This is a genomic window from Bacillus sp. BB081, from assembly GCF_008368895.1.
Lineage (GTDB): Bacteria > Bacillota > Bacilli > Bacillales > Bacillaceae_G > Bacillus_A > Bacillus_A wiedmannii.
The window spans coordinates 1-16,698 of record NZ_QOZX01000018.1 but is presented as its reverse complement, the minus strand read 5'-3'; the positions used below and the strand labels follow the sequence as shown (position 1 = coordinate 16,698).

The following is a 16,698-nucleotide window of genomic DNA, read 5'->3' as shown; positions in this document are numbered from 1 at the left end:
GTCTCTAACACGCCATTATTATTTTTTCTTCGGAATTTTAATTGTAATTTGATAGTACTCATCAAATTCTTCTTCCGCAGAATTAACATTTAAACCACTGTCAGCAACCATTTGTAATGACTGCCTAATTGTATTCATGGCAATTCTCGTATCTCGACTTACTGCTTTTTGCTTTGCCTTACGCTTCGGTTTGGCTTCCTCTAGTAATTTCGCAATTCGTTCCTCTGTTTGCTTTACATTCAATTGTTTCTCCACAATTTCCTGTAAAACCTTCAGTTGTAATTCCTCATTCTTTAAAGGAATGAGAGCGCGGGCATGACGTTCTGTAATACTTTTTTCTAATAACGCACGTTTTATTTCTTCAGGCAACTTTAACAATCGCAACTTATTTGCGATTGTGGATTGTCCTTTTCCAAGTCGTTGTGCCAATGCTTCTTGTGTTAAATTATGTAACTCAATTAGCTTTTGATATGCCACAGCTTCCTCGATTGCTGTTAGTTCCTCACGTTGCAAGTTTTCAATTAAAGCTACAGAAGCTGTCTCTGTATCATTTAAGTTCTTTATAATTGCAGGAACCTTTTCCCACCCTAACTTTGTTGCCGCACGGAAACGCCTTTCTCCAGCGATAATCTCGTACTTGTCATCCTCATATTGCCTCACAACAATCGGCTGAATCAGCCCATGTGTACGAATCGTTAGTGCTAGCTCTTCAATTCGTGCATCATCAAAAACTGTTCGTGGTTGATAACGGTTAGGGGTAATATTTACTATCGGAATTTCTTGTATTTCTTCATATACCTTTTTATCTATTTCTTCATGGCTTTCGTCTTGTAATTCGAATTCGCTCTCTTTATCTCCAAAGCCAAATAAACGAGAAAACGTATTTTTCATACATATTCCACCACCTTTTAGGCCTATTGACTATTCTCCATAAAATGTTTCCTATGAAACATTTACGTTTTCATTTATATAATTTAATCTTACGTCTAATAAGATTTATTTTTCAATAGGTAATTTATTGGGTGTTCCCGGTTTGCGTGGATATTTCTTTGGTGTCTTGCGCTTTTTCTCGATTAATAAAATATTACGTTCACTTTCTTCAAACGGTAATTGGAACGTAGACATTTCTTTTAAATTCCCGCCTAGCACCTCTAAAGCATACTTGCCATTTTCAATTTCTTCGTTTGCTGCGGCACCTTTCATTGCAATGAATGTTCCCCCAACTTTTACAAGTGGTAAACATAGCTCACTCAATACCGAAAGACGCGCAACTGCACGTGCCATTACAATATCGTACGATTCACGTACACCTTCTTTTTTCCCAAATGTTTCCGCACGATCGTGACAAAACGCAACGTCACCTAATTCCAACTTTTGTGCTAAATGATTTAAGAAGTTAATACGTTTTTGCAATGAGTCTACAATTGTTACTTTTAAGTGCGGGAAACAGATTTTCAAAGGAATACTTGGGAATCCAGCTCCTGCGCCAACATCACAAATTGAGAATGGCTCTGAAAAATCATAATAAAAAGCAGCTGTAATGGAATCAAAAAAGTGTTTTAAATATACTTCCTCTTTCTCCGTAATAGCCGTTAAGTTCATTTTTTCATTCCACTCTACTAATGTTTCAAAGTAGATTTCGAACTGCTCTAACTGTCTAGAAGAGAGGGTGATACCCTTCTCTTCTAGCATAGATTGAAATTGTTCTATGTTCATCTAACAATATCTCCTTACTATTTATTGGTTCGATACTCGCGCAATTTTTCCTTGTTCAATATACACAAGTAAAATAGAAACATCCGCTGGATTCACGCCAGAAATACGTGAAGCCTGCCCCATTGAAAGTGGACGAACATCTTTCAATTTCTGTCTCGCTTCTGAGGCAAGGCTAGAAATCGCATCATAATCAATATCCACAGGGATTTTTTTGTTTTCCATTTTCTTCATACGCTCTACTTGCTGTAAGGATTTTTCGATATATCCTTCGTACTTAATCTGAATTTCAACTTGTTCTGTAATTTCATCACTTAATTCTACTTCACTTGGTACTAAAAGATGAATATGTTCATATGTCATCTCTGGACGACGTAATAAGTCACTTGCACGTATTCCATCTTTCAATTCACTTCCGCCAATACTACGAATTAATTCTTGAACTTCAGGACGTGGTTTAATAATAATGCTGCTTAAACGTTCCTTTTCCTGTTCAATTTTTAATTTTTTATTTGTAAATCGCTCATAGCGCTCTTCTTTAATTAATCCAATTTCACGACCAACTTCAGTTAAACGAAGATCAGCATTATCGTGGCGTAATAATAGGCGATATTCTGCACGAGATGTTAATAAACGATATGGTTCATTTGTACCTTTCGTTACAAGATCATCAATTAAGACACCAATATAAGCATCCGCGCGACCTAAAATAACTTCTTTTTTACCTAAAGAACGACATGCTGCATTAATCCCAGCCATAAGCCCTTGTCCTGCCGCCTCTTCGTAACCAGAAGTTCCGTTAATTTGTCCTGCTGTATATAAATTCTTAATTTTTTTCGTTTCAAGTGTTGGCCATAGTTGTGTTGGCACAATTGCATCATATTCAATTGCATAACCTGTACGCATCATTTCAACGTTTTCTAGGCCAGGTATTGTTCTAAGCATATCACGTTGTACATCTTCTGGTAAGCTTGTGGATAAACCTTGTACATACACTTCTTGTGTATTACGTCCTTCTGGCTCTAAGAAAATTTGATGACGTGGTTTATCATTAAATCTTACTACTTTGTCTTCAATTGAAGGACAATATCTAGGTCCTGTTCCCTTAATCATACCAGAATACATAGCTGAGCGATGTAGGTTTTCATCTATTAAACGATGTGTTTCCGTACTTGTATACGTCAACCAACATGGAATTTGATCCATAATAAATTTTGTCGTTTCAAAAGAGAAAGCTCGTGGTTTATCATCACCTGGCTGAATTTCTGTTTTACTGTAATCAATCGTATTACTATTTACACGCGGAGGTGTACCTGTTTTAAATCTAACAAGATCAAATCCAAGCTCCTCTAAATGCTCGGATAAAGTAATAGATGGTTGTTGATTATTCGGACCGCTCGAATATTTTAAATCTCCCATAATAATCTCACCGCGTAAAAATGTTCCAGTCGTAATTACAACTGTTTTGGCTGTATATTCAGCACCAGCTTGCGTAACTACCCCTTTACATTCGCCATCTTCAACGATTAAACGCTCAACCATTCCTTGGAACAACGTTAAATTTGGTGTTTCTTCAATTGTTTTCTTTAATTCATGCTGGTAAGAAAACTTATCTGCTTGTGCGCGAAGCGCGCGTACAGCTGGTCCTTTACCTGTATTTAACATACGCATTTGAATATATGTTTTATCGATGTTGCGTCCCATTTCTCCGCCTAATGCATCAATTTCCCGAACAACAATCCCTTTTGCTGGTCCACCAACAGAAGGGTTACATGGCATAAACGCTACCATATCTAAATTAATTGTTAACATTAATGTTTTGGAGCCCATTCGTGCTGCCGCAAGACCTGCTTCACATCCTGCATGACCTGCACCGATTACTATGACATCGTATGAACCGGCATTGTATCCCATTGTTTATTCCTCCTAAAAATCTCTATCTTTCTAAAACATCGCTATATTATTTTCCTAAACAAAATTGAGAGAACAACTGGTCAATTAGGCTTTCATGGACGGTATCACCAGTAATTTCACCAAGTATTTCCCACGTTCTTGTTAAATCAATTTGCACCATATCAATTGGAACACCATTTTCTATTGCCTCAATTGCATCTCCAATTGTTTTTCCTGCTTGTGTTAATAATCCAATATGTCTCGCGTTAGAAACATATGTCACATCTGCAGAATCAATTGTTCCTTCAAAGAATAAATCAGCTATTGCCTTTTCAAGCTCATCTATTCCTTGTTCCTCAATTAACGATGTTGTAATAATACGATTTCCCGCTGCCAATTCTATAACACGTTCCATATCGATTACTTGCGATAAATCTGTCTTATTTACAATAACAATGAAATCTTTTCCTTGTACGGCACGGAATAGATCTTCATCCTCATGCGTTAAAGCCTCGCTATAATTAACGACAACTAACACTAAATCAGCTTGACTCATCATTTCCTTTGAACGCTCTACACCAATTCGTTCAACAACATCTTCTGTTTCACGAATCCCGGCTGTATCTATAAGTTTAAGTGGTACACCACGCACATTAACGTACTCTTCAATAACATCACGAGTTGTTCCTGCAATATCAGTTACAATTGCCTTTTTCTCCTGAACAAGACTATTTAATAGCGATGACTTCCCAACGTTAGGTCTACCGATGATTGCAGTAGCAATACCTTCACGTAAAATCTTTCCTTGCTTCGATGTTTCTAATATTTTTGCAATTTCCGTACGAACATGTGTAGCTTTCTCAATTAAAATATTATGTGTCATTTCTTCCACATCATCATATTCCGGGTAATCTATGTTTACCTCAACATGAGCCAACGTTTCTAATATGTCCTGACGCAGACGGCCGATTAATTTAGATAATCGTCCTTCCATTTGATTAATCGCTACGTTCATTGCACGATCTGTTTTTGCACGGATTAAGTCCATAACAGCTTCTGCTTGTGATAAATCAATACGTCCATTTAAAAAAGCACGTTTTGTAAATTCACCAGGCTCCGCTAATCGTACTCCTTGCGCTAAAATAAGCTGCAATACTTTATTTACCGAAACAAGTCCGCCGTGACAGTTAATTTCCACTATATTTTCACGTGTAAAAGTCCTTGGTGCACGCAGAATAGATACCATCACTTCTTCAATAACCTGATTTGTATCTAAATCGACAATATGACCATAATGAATCGTGTGAGAAGGAACCTCTGTTAAATCCTTCCCTTTAAAAATACGATTAACTTTTTCAACCGCATCATCCCCACTTACTCGAACAATGGCAATTGCACCCTCTCCAAGCGCTGTGGAAATCGCGGCAATTGTATCAAATTCCATGTCCTTTCACCTCATTTGCTTATTTATCTCTATTTCAACATGATTATTTTCTTCACTAAATTATTAGAATACCATAACGAACCTATCTACAAAAGAATAATAACTCATTTTATTATGTCCTCATGTAAAAAACACTAAACTTATTCACAGTGGATAAGTTTAGTGTTTTTTAGTTATCCACACCTATTTTCCGCTCAAAAAAACCGGCACTCAATTGAGTAACCGGTCACTTGGAAGATATTACAACATGTCGATGTGGTTCTTTTCCTTCAGAAGTTGTAATGATATTTTGATGATTAGATAATGCTTGGTGGATAATCTTTCGTTCAAAAGATGGCATAGGCTCCAACACAACTCTTTTTTTCGTACTTACTACTTGTTTTGCTAATCGATAAGAAAGTGCTTCTAATGTACCTTTTCTTTTACTACGATAATTTTCAGCATCTAGTGTGATACCAATATACTGCTTCGTACTACGATTCGCCACAAGTTTTGTTAAATACTGCAAAGAATTCAAGGTGTTTCCTCTTTTCCCAATCAAAACACCTATATTTTCGCCAGAAATTGTAAATTTAATTTCGCGTCCTTTTACAATTTTACTAATCTCAGCTTCCACACCCATATCGTGAATAACATTTTTTAAATATTCTTCACATTCTTGAATCGGATCTTTCTTCAATACAACTTCTACTACTGCAGGTCGATTCCCAAATAAACCTAGGAACCCTCTTTTACCCTCATCGATAATATTTATATCTACTCGGTCTTTTGGAACATTTAGTTGCCTTAAAGCATCTTGTACTGCCAGCTCGACTGTTTGTCCTTTAGCAGTAATTACACTCACTTGCTTGATCCTCCTGCCTTACTAGCCTTAATTTCTGGCCCCTTGATCAAGTACATTTGAGCGATACCAAAGATATTACCAACAACCCAGTAAAGTGATAATGCAGCTGGGAAGTTAATTGCAAAGACTAAGATCATAATTGGCATAAGCCAAATCATCATTGCCATTTGCGGATTTTGACCAGCTGTTCCTGCCATTGCAAGCTTTTGCTGAATAAATGTCGTAATTGCCGCGACAACCGGTAAGATATAGTACGGATCTGCCTGCCCTAAATCGAACCATAAAAATGTATGCTTACTAATTTCAGCTGTTCTCATAATCGCATGGTAAAACGCGAATAAAATAGGCATTTGAACAAATATCGGTAAACATCCTGCTAATGGGTTTACACCATTTTTTTGATATAACTGCATCATTTCTTGTTGTAGTTTTTGCTGTGTTGCTTGATCTTTAGAACTATATTTCTCTTTTAACTTCACCATTTCTGGTTGTAACGCCTGCATTGCTTTCGTACTCTTCGTTTGTTTAATCATTAATGGTAATAATGCAAAACGAATGATAAGAGTTGTAACAACGATTGCTAAACCGTAATTACTACCAAATAAGTTGGCAAAATACGTAATTAACTGAGAAAGCGGGTATACGAAATATTCATTCCAAATTCCAGTGCTTTTCGGTGTAATCGGCTGCTTCACTTCACTACAGCCAGTAGCAATTGCCATTAATACAATAACCATGGCTAGTAAACCTATTTTCTTTTTCAAAGCCTGCTCCTCCTTGTTTCGGTATGTATATAGTGTAATTCATTTCCTTACGCTACTTTTTTATTCTTTTCATACCAGAGCGTTTAAAGACATGAATTAAGCTTTTCTTTAATTCTTCATATGTCATCTCTGCACAAGGCTTCCTTGCTATTATAACAAAATCTTTTCCAGAATCTATCTCATCTTTTAATTCTGTGATCGACTGGCGAATCATACGTTTAATTCGGTTACGCACTACTGCATTTCCTATTTTCTTGCTGACAGAAAGGCCAATACGAAAGTTTGGCTGCTCTCCCTTATCTAGTTGATAGACAACAAGCTGACGGTTAGCATTCGATTTTCCTTTTTGAAAAACCGTCTGGAATTCATCATTCTTTTTTATACGATATTTTTTCTTCATATCAATTGACACTCCTGTAGTTCATCAGTGGAAATTCACTATTATTAGAAAAAAAGACCACTGAACGATCAGTGGTCTACGCAGATAATACTTTTCTTCCTTTACGACGACGAGCTGCTAGCACTTTACGTCCGTTCGCTGTGCTCATACGGCTGCGGAAACCATGTACTTTGCTGCGCTTACGTTTATTTGGTTGGTAAGTTCTTTTCATTATATGACACCTCCCTGAGGAATATCTGTTAAAGACAGTCCTATAAATTATAGTTAATCAACTAGGAAAATGTCAATGGTTCTCGAAATTTTCATCAAATATTCATTTTGAACCTATTCACATACTTTTTCACAGACCCTATATTTCCTTGTGGATAAATGTTTTTTCTTGGTTTTTATATCCACAAACCCTTTTCGTACTTTTACACAGTATATCGTGTTGTGGACAAGTTTATTCCACAAGGTATTGATTTTGTGGATAACTTTCTTAAATTCATTGCTATAGCTACTTTTTTTTGATATTATAGTTGTGTTTTCACTTTGAATAAGTTTTCCACACCTTTATCTTATCCACAATTTGTGTATAACATGTGGACAGTTTTAATCACATGTGGGTAAATACTTATCCACATTTGCTTTTTTTGTCGAAAACCCTATCTCATATACAAACGACGTTTTTAGGTTTTAAAATACGTTTCGTATAAATATACATTTTATATTTATTTAGGTTGTACATTTGTTGCGCAACCTTATTCTTTTACCATCTTAGTAAAGGAGGGACACCTTTGGAAAACATCTCTGATTTATGGAACAGCGCCTTAAAAGAACTAGAAAAAAAGGTCAGTAAACCAAGTTATGAAACATGGTTAAAATCAACAACCGCACATAATTTAAAGAAAGACGTGTTAACAATTACAGCTCCAAATGAATTCGCTCGTGATTGGTTAGAATCTCATTATTCAGAGCTAATTTCGGAAACACTTTATGATTTAACGGGGGCAAAATTAGCTATTCGCTTTATTATTCCCCAAAGTCAAGCTGAAGAGGAGATTGATCTTCCTCCTTCTAAACCAAATTCAGCACAAGATGATTCTAATCATTTACCACAGAGTATGCTAAATCCAAAATATACGTTTGATACATTTGTTATTGGCTCTGGTAACCGTTTTGCTCACGCTGCTTCATTGGCCGTAGCTGAAGCGCCAGCTAAAGCATATAATCCACTCTTTATTTACGGGGGAGTTGGACTCGGAAAGACCCATTTAATGCATGCAATTGGTCATTATGTAATTGAACATAACCCAAACGCAAAGGTTGTATATTTATCATCAGAAAAATTTACAAATGAATTCATTAATTCTATTCGTGATAATAAAGCGGTCGATTTTCGTAATAAATACCGTAATGTAGATGTTTTATTGATAGATGATATTCAATTTCTAGCAGGAAAAGAACAAACTCAAGAAGAGTTTTTCCATACATTCAATGCATTACACGAAGAAAGTAAACAAATTGTAATTTCAAGTGATCGGCCACCAAAAGAAATTCCAACTTTAGAAGATCGTCTTCGTTCTCGCTTTGAATGGGGACTCATTACGGATATTACGCCACCAGATTTAGAAACACGAATTGCAATTTTACGTAAAAAAGCAAAGGCTGAAGGACTCGATATACCAAATGAGGTTATGCTTTATATTGCAAATCAAATTGATTCAAACATTCGTGAACTAGAAGGTGCACTTATCCGAGTTGTAGCTTATTCATCTTTAATTAACAAAGATATTAATGCTGATTTAGCAGCTGAAGCACTTAAAAATATTATTCCAAATTCTAAACCAAAAATTATCTCCATTTATGATATTCAAAAGGCTGTCGGGGACGTTTATCAAATAAAACTGGAAGATTTCAAGGCGAAAAAGCGAACAAAATCAGTTGCCTTCCCTCGCCAAATTGCAATGTATTTATCACGCGAACTTACAGATTACTCCTTACCTAAAATCGGTGAAGAATTTGGTGGACGTGATCATACAACAGTTATCCATGCTCATGAAAAAATTTCTAAGCTGCTTAAAACGGATACGCAATTACAAAAACAAGTTGAAGAAATTAACGATATTTTAAAGTAGTAGCTGAATAGTGTGAATAACTTCCCTTGTTTTACGCACAGTCTATCCACATGTAGATAGACTGTTTTTACATCGTTTAACGGGGTTATCCACATATCCACAGGCCCTATTACTATTACTACTATTTTTTATCTTTATTAATTAAATAAAATATTATACTTACCGGAGGTTTTTCTTTATGCGTTTTACAATACAAAAAGACTATCTTGTAAGAAGTGTACAAGATGTAATGAAGGCTGTTTCTTCTCGTACAACAATTCCGATCCTTACAGGAATTAAAGTTGTCGCTACGGAAGAAGGAGTTACGTTAACAGGAAGCGATGCTGATATTTCTATTGAATCTTTTATCCCAGTTGAAGACAATGGAAAAGAGATCGTAGAAGTAGCACAATCAGGAAGTATTATTTTACAAGCAAAATATTTTAGTGAGATTGTAAAAAAATTACCTAAAGAGACTGTCGAAATTTCTGTGGAAAATCATTTTATGACAAAAATAATTTCTGGAAAATCAGAGTTTAATTTAAATGGTTTAGATTCTGCTGAATATCCATTGTTACCACAAATTGAAGAACACCATGTTTTTAAGATTCCAACAGATTTACTGAAACATATGATCAGACAAACTGTATTTGCAGTTTCCACTTCTGAAACAAGACCGATCTTGACAGGTGTAAACTGGAAAGTATATAACAGCGAATTAACTTGCATTGCTACAGATAGTCACAGGTTAGCTCTTCGAAAAGCGAAAATCGAAGGAATCGCAGATGAATTTCAAGCGAGTGTTGTTATTCCAGGTAAAAGCTTAAATGAATTAAGCAAAATTCTAGATGAGTCTGAAGAAATGGTAGATATCGTTATTACGGAGTATCAAGTATTATTCCGTACAAAGCATTTATTATTCTTCTCAAGATTGTTAGAAGGTAATTATCCGGATACAACTCGTTTAATTCCAGCCGAAAGTAAAACAGATATTTTTGTAAATACAAAAGAATTTTTACAAGCAATTGATCGTGCATCTTTATTAGCAAGGGATGGTCGTAATAATGTTGTAAAATTATCAACTTTAGAACAGGAAATGCTAGAAATTTCTTCGAATTCACCAGAAATCGGGAAAGTAGTAGAAGAAGTTCAATGTGAAAAAGTGGATGGGGAAGAGTTAAAAATATCTTTTAGTGCAAAATATATGATGGATGCACTAAAAGCTTTAGATAGTACTGAAATTAAAATTAGCTTTACTGGTGCGATGAGACCATTCTTAATTCGTACAGTAAATGATGAGTCCATTATTCAATTAATTTTACCGGTTCGTACTTACTAAGTAAGAAGTAAGGGTTGCTAGTTTTCAGATACTAGTAGCCCTTATTTGATTTTTGGGTATTACTTTCCTAATGTTAGTTTATTTAGTACAATGAAAGAATGAACACTTTCAGAAAGTGAGCGATTTTATGAAACGTATTAAAATTTCAACAGAGTATATTACACTAGGACAATTTTTGAAGTTAGCCGATGTAATTGATACAGGTGGCGCTGTAAAATGGTTTTTACAAGAATATGAAGTGTACGTGAATCAAGAACTTGAAAATAGAAGAGGTCGCAAATTATATGCGAACGATATTATTGAAATTCCAGGAAGCGGAAGTTTCCAAGTTCAGGCATAAAGGGGGAGCCCTTTGTTTATTTCAGAAATACAATTAAAAAACTATCGCAATTATGAAAAGTTAGAGCTTTCCTTTGAAGATAAAGTGAATGTGATTATCGGTGAAAACGCACAAGGGAAAACGAATTTGATGGAAGCTATTTATGTTTTAGCGATGGCGAAATCTCATAGAACCTCTAATGATCGCGAGCTTATCCGTTGGGATGAAGACTTCGGTCAAATTAAAGGGAAATTACAAAAGAGAAATAGTTCTTTGTCTTTGGAATTAAATATTTCGAAAAAAGGTAAAAAGGCAAAATTAAATCAACTTGAACAACAAAAATTGAGTCAATATATTGGTATGATGAATGTTGTCATGTTTGCCCCAGAAGATTTAAATCTTGTAAAAGGAAGCCCTCAAGTAAGAAGACGCTTTTTAGATATGGAATTAGGCCAAATAGCTCCAATCTATTTGTATGAATTGAGTCAATATCAAAAGGTGCTCACGCAACGAAATCACTTGCTGAAAAAGATGCAAGGGAATAGTAAGAATGAGGAAACGATGTTGGATGTATTTACACTTCAACTTATTGAGCATGGTGCAAAAATATTGCAAAAACGGTTTGAGTTTTTGCATTTACTACAAGAATGGGCAGCTCCAATTCATCGCGGTATAAGCCGCGGATTAGAAGAATTAGAAATTGTCTATAAACCAAGTGTAGATGTATCAGAATCAATGGATTTGTCGAAAATAAAAGAAGTATACTATGAAAATTTTCAATCTGTGAAACAACGTGAGATTTTCCGTGGTACGACTTTAATTGGTCCTCATCGTGATGATTTACAATTCTTCGTTAATAGTAAAAATGTTCAAGTCTTTGGTTCGCAAGGACAACAACGAACGACCGCACTGTCCCTAAAATTAGCTGAAATTGAATTGATTTACTCAGAAGTTAAGGAATATCCGATTCTTTTATTGGATGATGTATTATCAGAATTAGATGATTATCGTCAATCGCATCTGTTAAATACAATTCAAGGAAAAGTGCAAACATTTGTGACAACGACGAGTGTCGACGGAATTGAACACGAAACATTAAAAGAAGCGAAAACAATTCATGTAACGAACGGCACGGTAGATTGTGAAATAGATAGGGCGTAATCCCTATTTAAATGGAAAAGTAGGTGATCTTTGTGTCAATGGAACAAAAGCAAATGGAAGAAAACTCATATGATGAAAGTCAGATACAGGTACTTGAAGGATTAGAAGCGGTTCGAAAACGCCCTGGGATGTATATTGGATCTACAAGTGGTAAAGGACTTCACCATCTTGTGTGGGAAATCGTCGATAATAGTATCGATGAAGCACTTGCAGGGTATTGTGATGAAATTAACGTTAGTATCGAAGAAGATAATAGTATTCTTGTAACGGATAATGGACGTGGTATTCCAGTTGGTATACAAGAAAAAATGGGACGTCCTGCTGTAGAAGTTATAATGACCGTTCTTCATGCTGGTGGTAAGTTTGGCGGTGGCGGTTATAAAGTTTCCGGTGGTTTGCATGGTGTTGGGGCATCTGTAGTAAATGCTCTATCAACAGAACTAGAGGTATTTGTACATCGTGAAGGCAAAATCCATTATCAAAAATACGAAAGAGGTATCCCGGTTGCGGATTTAAAAGTCATTGGTGACACAGATCAAACAGGGACGATAACTCGATTTAAACCAGATCCAGAAATTTTTCAGGAAACAATAGTATACGAATTTGATACGTTAGCAACTCGTATGCGCGAATTAGCATTTTTAAATCGTAATATTAAATTAACAATTGAAGATAAACGTGAACATAAACAGAAGAAAGAATTCCATTATGAAGGTGGAATTAAATCATATGTTGAACATTTAAATCGTTCAAAACAGCCAATTCATGAAGAACCTGTATATGTAGAGGGTTCAAAAGATGGTATTCAGGTTGAAGTTGCGCTTCAATATAACGAAGGATACACAAATCATATTTACTCATTTACAAATAATATTCATACGTATGAAGGTGGTACACATGAGGTAGGATTTAAAACAGCCTTAACTCGTGTGATCAACGATTATGGTCGTAAAAATAATATTTTAAAAGATGCGGATAGTAATTTAACTGGTGAAGATGTTCGTGAAGGTTTAACAGCGATTGTGTCAATTAAACATCCAAATCCACAATTCGAAGGACAAACGAAGACGAAACTTGGAAATAGTGAAGCAAGAACAATTACAGAGTCAGTATTCTCAGAGGCATTTGAAAAGTTCTTACTGGAAAATCCGAATGTTGCACGTAAGATTATAGATAAAGGGACGATGGCAGCGCGTGCGCGTGTAGCAGCTAAAAAGGCTCGTGAGTTAACTCGCCGAAAGAGTGCTTTAGAAGTTTCAAGTTTACCAGGAAAATTGGCAGATTGTTCTTCTAAAGATCCAGCAATTAGTGAAATCTATATCGTAGAGGGTGACTCTGCGGGTGGGTCTGCAAAACAAGGGCGTGATCGTCATTTCCAAGCAATTTTACCGCTGAAGGGTAAAATTATTAATGTTGAAAAGGCACGCTTAGATAAGATTTTATCAAATGATGAAGTTCGTACAATTATTACGGCGATTGGTACAAATATCGGCGGAGACTTCGCTATTGAAAAAGCACGCTATCATAAAGTTATTATTATGACGGATGCCGATGTTGATGGTGCGCATATTCGTACCCTATTATTAACGTTCTTCTATCGCTATATGCGTCAAATAATTGAGTGCGGTTATATATATATTGCACAGCCACCTTTGTTTAAAGTACAACAAGGTAAGAAAATTCAATATGCTTACAATGATAAGGAACTTGAAAAAATCTTAGCTGAATTACCAGCCCAACCTAAGCCGGGGATTCAGCGTTATAAAGGTCTAGGGGAAATGAATCCAACTCAGTTATGGGAGACGACAATGGACCCAGAAGTACGTTCATTACTTCAAGTTTCACTTCAAGATGCAATTGAAGCGGATGAAACATTTGAAATTTTGATGGGAGATAAAGTAGAGCCACGTCGTAACTTTATCCAAGAAAATGCAAAATACGTGAAAAACCTTGATATTTAAATGGGTAATGACAGGAATCTAAGTATTCCTGTCTTCTACATATAAATCAATGTATGTGTAACGGAAATGTAAGAGGAGGTGCTGGTTGATGTCAGACAATCAACAACAAGCACGAATTCGAGAAATTAATATTAGTCATGAAATGCGTACCTCGTTTTTAGATTACGCAATGAGTGTTATCGTATCTCGTGCATTACCAGATGTTCGTGATGGATTAAAACCTGTGCATCGTAGGGTTTTATATGCGATGAATGATTTAGGAATTACAGCTGATAAAGCGTATAAAAAATCAGCGCGTATTGTCGGTGAAGTAATCGGTAAGTATCACCCTCACGGTGATTCAGCTGTTTACGAGACGATGGTACGTATGGCGCAAGATTTTAGTCAACGTTATATGCTTGTTGATGGGCATGGTAACTTTGGTTCTGTTGATGGTGATTCAGCAGCAGCGATGCGTTATACAGAAGCAAGAATGTCTAAGATTTCTATGGAATTAATACGTGATATTTCAAAAAATACGATTGATTATCAAGATAACTATGATGGTTCTGAAAGAGAGCCAATTGTATTGCCAGCGCGTTTCCCTAATTTATTAGTGAATGGCACGACAGGTATTGCGGTAGGTATGGCAACGAATATTCCACCGCATCAACTCGGTGAAGTAATTGATGGTGTATTGGCACTAAGCCATAATCCCGACATTACGATTGCGGAATTAATGGAGTTTATTCCAGGACCAGATTTTCCAACAGCAGGTTTAATTTTGGGACGAAGTGGGATTCGAAGAGCGTATGAAACAGGTAGAGGCTCTATTATGCTTCGAGCTAAAGTTGAAATTGAAGAGAAGTCAAATGGTAAACAATCTATTCTCGTAACTGAACTACCTTATCAAGTTAATAAGGCGCGATTAATTGAAAAAATTGCAGAATTAGTTCGTGATAAGAAAATTGAAGGTATTACGGATTTACGTGATGAGTCAGATCGAAACGGTATGCGTATTGTTATGGAAGTACGCCGCGATGCCAATGCCAATGTACTATTAAATAATCTATATAAACATACAGCACTTCAAACAAGTTTCGGTATTAATATGTTGTCTCTTGTAAATGGAGAGCCACAAGTACTAAATTTAAAACAAAATTTATATCATTACTTGGAGCATCAGAAGGTAGTAATTCGTCGACGTACTGCTTATGAATTAGAAAAAGCAGAGGCGCGTGCTCATATTTTAGAAGGATTACGAATTGCTCTAGATCATCTAGATGAAGTTATTACGTTAATTCGTAGTTCGAAAACAGCAGATATTGCAAAACAGAGCTTAATGGAACGTTTCGGTTTAAGTGAGAAACAAGCACAAGCAATTTTAGATATGCGTCTGCAACGTTTAACAGGATTAGAACGTGAAAAAATTGAGCAAGAATATCAAGACTTAATGAAGTTAATCGCTGAATTAAAAGCAATCTTAGCAGATGAAGAGAAAGTTCTTGAGATTATTCGTGAAGAATTAACGGAAGTAAAAGAACGCTTCAATGATAAGAGACGAACGGAAATTACAATTGGTGGCATGGAATTTATTGAAGATGAAGATTTGATTCCAGAGCAAAACATCGCTATTACGTTAACTCATAATGGTTATATTAAGAGGTTACCGGCTTCTACGTATAAAACACAGAACCGTGGTGGACGTGGTGTGCAAGGAATGGGAACAAATGATGATGATTTCGTAGAGCATTTATTAACTACTTCTACGCATGATCACATTTTATTCTTTACTAATAAAGGGAAAGTATACCGTACGAAAGGATATGAAATCCCAGAGTATAGTCGTACAGCAAAAGGTATACCTATTATTAACTTATTAGGTGTAGATAAGGGTGAATGGATTAACGCCATTATTCCAATTCGTGAATTTGGTGATGATGAATTCTTATTCTTCACAACAAAACAAGGTATTTCTAAGAGAACGCCACTTTCATCATTTGCAAATATACGTACGAATGGTTTAATCGCCATCTCTCTTCGTGAAGAGGATGAAGTAATATCTGTACGTTTAACATCTGGTGATAAGGATATTATTGTAGGAACAAGCAATGGTATGTTAATTCGCTTTAACGAGCAAGATGTGCGTTCTATGGGACGTAATGCGGCTGGTGTAAAAGCAATTACATTAGGTGATGAAGATCAAGTTGTAGGCATGGAAATTGTCGAAGAGGATGTAAATGTTCTAATCGTAACGAAAAATGGTTATGGAAAACGTACACCTATTGATGAATACCGTCTACAAAGCCGTGGTGGTAAAGGTCTGAAGACTTGTAATATTACAGATAAAAACGGTAAATTAGTAGCCGTTAAATCTGTAACAGGTGAAGAAGATATCATGTTAATTACGGCAGCAGGTGTTATTATTCGTATGCCAGTTGATCAAATCTCTCAAATGGGACGTAATACACAAGGTGTTCGTCTAATTCGATTAGAGGATGAGCAAGAGGTAGCGACGGTAGCGAAAGCACAGAAAGATGAAGAAGAGGAATCTAATGAAGAGGTTTCTTCTGAAGAATAAGAGGGGGATTTTTCCTCCTCTTATTTTTTTATAATAATACTTGCATAGCAATGGAAAACTCTATATAATAGGCAGAGTCAGCAAATGAGAGATACAAATTATCTTAAAAAACTTGTTGACGAAAATAATATACTATGATATATTATGTAAGTCGCTGAAACGCGATGTTGAACTTTGAAAACTAAACGAAACAAACAACGTGAA

The 16,698-nt window shown here is 35.8% G+C and carries 14 protein-coding genes; 6 read left to right on the top strand and 8 right to left on the bottom strand.

Annotated features, from left to right (window positions below; all coding sequences use genetic code 11):
• Positions 1-18: 18 nt before the first annotated feature.
• The 8 genes from noc to rpmH form a co-directional block, all read right to left on the bottom strand.
• Positions 19-891: a nucleoid occlusion protein gene (gene noc / locus DN394_RS09925; RefSeq protein WP_000799025.1), complete on the bottom strand. Its 873-nt coding sequence runs from the start codon at positions 889-891 to the stop codon at positions 19-21.
• A 105-nt stretch (positions 892-996) separates the two neighbouring features.
• The gene (gene rsmG / locus DN394_RS09920; RefSeq protein ID WP_001019619.1) at positions 997-1,716 is read right to left on the bottom strand and encodes a 16S rRNA (guanine(527)-N(7))-methyltransferase RsmG; all 720 of its coding nucleotides are present in this window, start codon (positions 1,714-1,716) and stop codon (positions 997-999) included.
• A gap of 21 nt (positions 1,717-1,737) precedes the next feature.
• Positions 1,738-3,627: a tRNA uridine-5-carboxymethylaminomethyl(34) synthesis enzyme MnmG gene (gene mnmG, locus DN394_RS09915; protein ID WP_000541059.1), complete on the bottom strand. Its 1,890-nt coding sequence runs from the start codon at positions 3,625-3,627 to the stop codon at positions 1,738-1,740.
• 46 nt (positions 3,628-3,673) lie between these two features.
• Entirely contained in the window at positions 3,674-5,050 is a 1,377-nt protein-coding gene (gene mnmE / locus DN394_RS09910) for a tRNA uridine-5-carboxymethylaminomethyl(34) synthesis GTPase MnmE (RefSeq protein WP_087981843.1), read from the bottom strand.
• 226 nt (positions 5,051-5,276) lie between these two features.
• Positions 5,277-5,894, bottom strand: coding sequence for an RNA-binding cell elongation regulator Jag/EloR (gene jag / locus DN394_RS09905; RefSeq protein ID WP_046955456.1), 618 nt, complete (start codon positions 5,892-5,894; stop codon positions 5,277-5,279).
• Positions 5,891-6,658 (bottom strand): YidC family membrane integrase SpoIIIJ, encoded by a 768-nt coding sequence (gene spoIIIJ / locus DN394_RS09900; protein ID WP_000726766.1) that lies wholly within the window; start codon positions 6,656-6,658, stop codon positions 5,891-5,893. Before spoIIIJ ends, jag begins: the two co-directional genes overlap by 4 nt.
• 52 nt (positions 6,659-6,710) lie before the next feature.
• Positions 6,711-7,058, bottom strand: a complete 348-nt coding sequence (gene rnpA / locus DN394_RS09895; protein WP_000731505.1) for a ribonuclease P protein component — start codon at positions 7,056-7,058, stop codon at positions 6,711-6,713.
• A gap of 76 nt (positions 7,059-7,134) precedes the next feature.
• Positions 7,135-7,269: a 50S ribosomal protein L34 gene (rpmH, locus tag DN394_RS09890; RefSeq protein WP_000831901.1), complete on the bottom strand. Its 135-nt coding sequence runs from the start codon at positions 7,267-7,269 to the stop codon at positions 7,135-7,137.
• A gap of 565 nt (positions 7,270-7,834) precedes the next feature.
• On the opposite strand from rpmH, the gene dnaA reads away from it, so the two are divergent.
• The 6 genes from dnaA (at position 7,835) to gyrA (ending at position 16,494) form a co-directional block, all read left to right on the top strand.
• Positions 7,835-9,175: a chromosomal replication initiator protein DnaA gene (gene dnaA / locus DN394_RS09885; RefSeq protein ID WP_000428027.1), complete on the top strand. Its 1,341-nt coding sequence runs from the start codon at positions 7,835-7,837 to the stop codon at positions 9,173-9,175.
• A 178-nt stretch (positions 9,176-9,353) separates the two neighbouring features.
• Positions 9,354-10,493: a DNA polymerase III subunit beta gene (gene dnaN, locus DN394_RS09880; protein ID WP_001212890.1), complete on the top strand. Its 1,140-nt coding sequence runs from the start codon at positions 9,354-9,356 to the stop codon at positions 10,491-10,493.
• 127 nt (positions 10,494-10,620) lie between these two features.
• The gene (gene yaaA, locus DN394_RS09875) at positions 10,621-10,833 is read left to right on the top strand and encodes a S4 domain-containing protein YaaA (RefSeq protein ID WP_000821366.1); all 213 of its coding nucleotides are present in this window, start codon (positions 10,621-10,623) and stop codon (positions 10,831-10,833) included.
• Positions 10,834-10,845: 12 nt separating this feature from the next.
• On the top strand, positions 10,846-11,973 hold the full coding sequence (gene recF, locus DN394_RS09870; protein WP_000470742.1) for a DNA replication/repair protein RecF: 1,128 nt from the start codon (positions 10,846-10,848) through the stop codon (positions 11,971-11,973).
• 38 nt (positions 11,974-12,011) lie between these two features.
• A complete protein-coding gene (gyrB, locus tag DN394_RS09865) occupies positions 12,012-13,934 on the top strand; it encodes a DNA topoisomerase (ATP-hydrolyzing) subunit B (RefSeq protein ID WP_000435974.1) in 1,923 nt (640 codons plus the stop codon).
• A gap of 88 nt (positions 13,935-14,022) precedes the next feature.
• The gene (gene gyrA / locus DN394_RS09860; protein WP_001282861.1) at positions 14,023-16,494 is read left to right on the top strand and encodes a DNA gyrase subunit A; all 2,472 of its coding nucleotides are present in this window, start codon (positions 14,023-14,025) and stop codon (positions 16,492-16,494) included.
• The last annotated feature ends 204 nt before the right edge of the window (positions 16,495-16,698 follow it).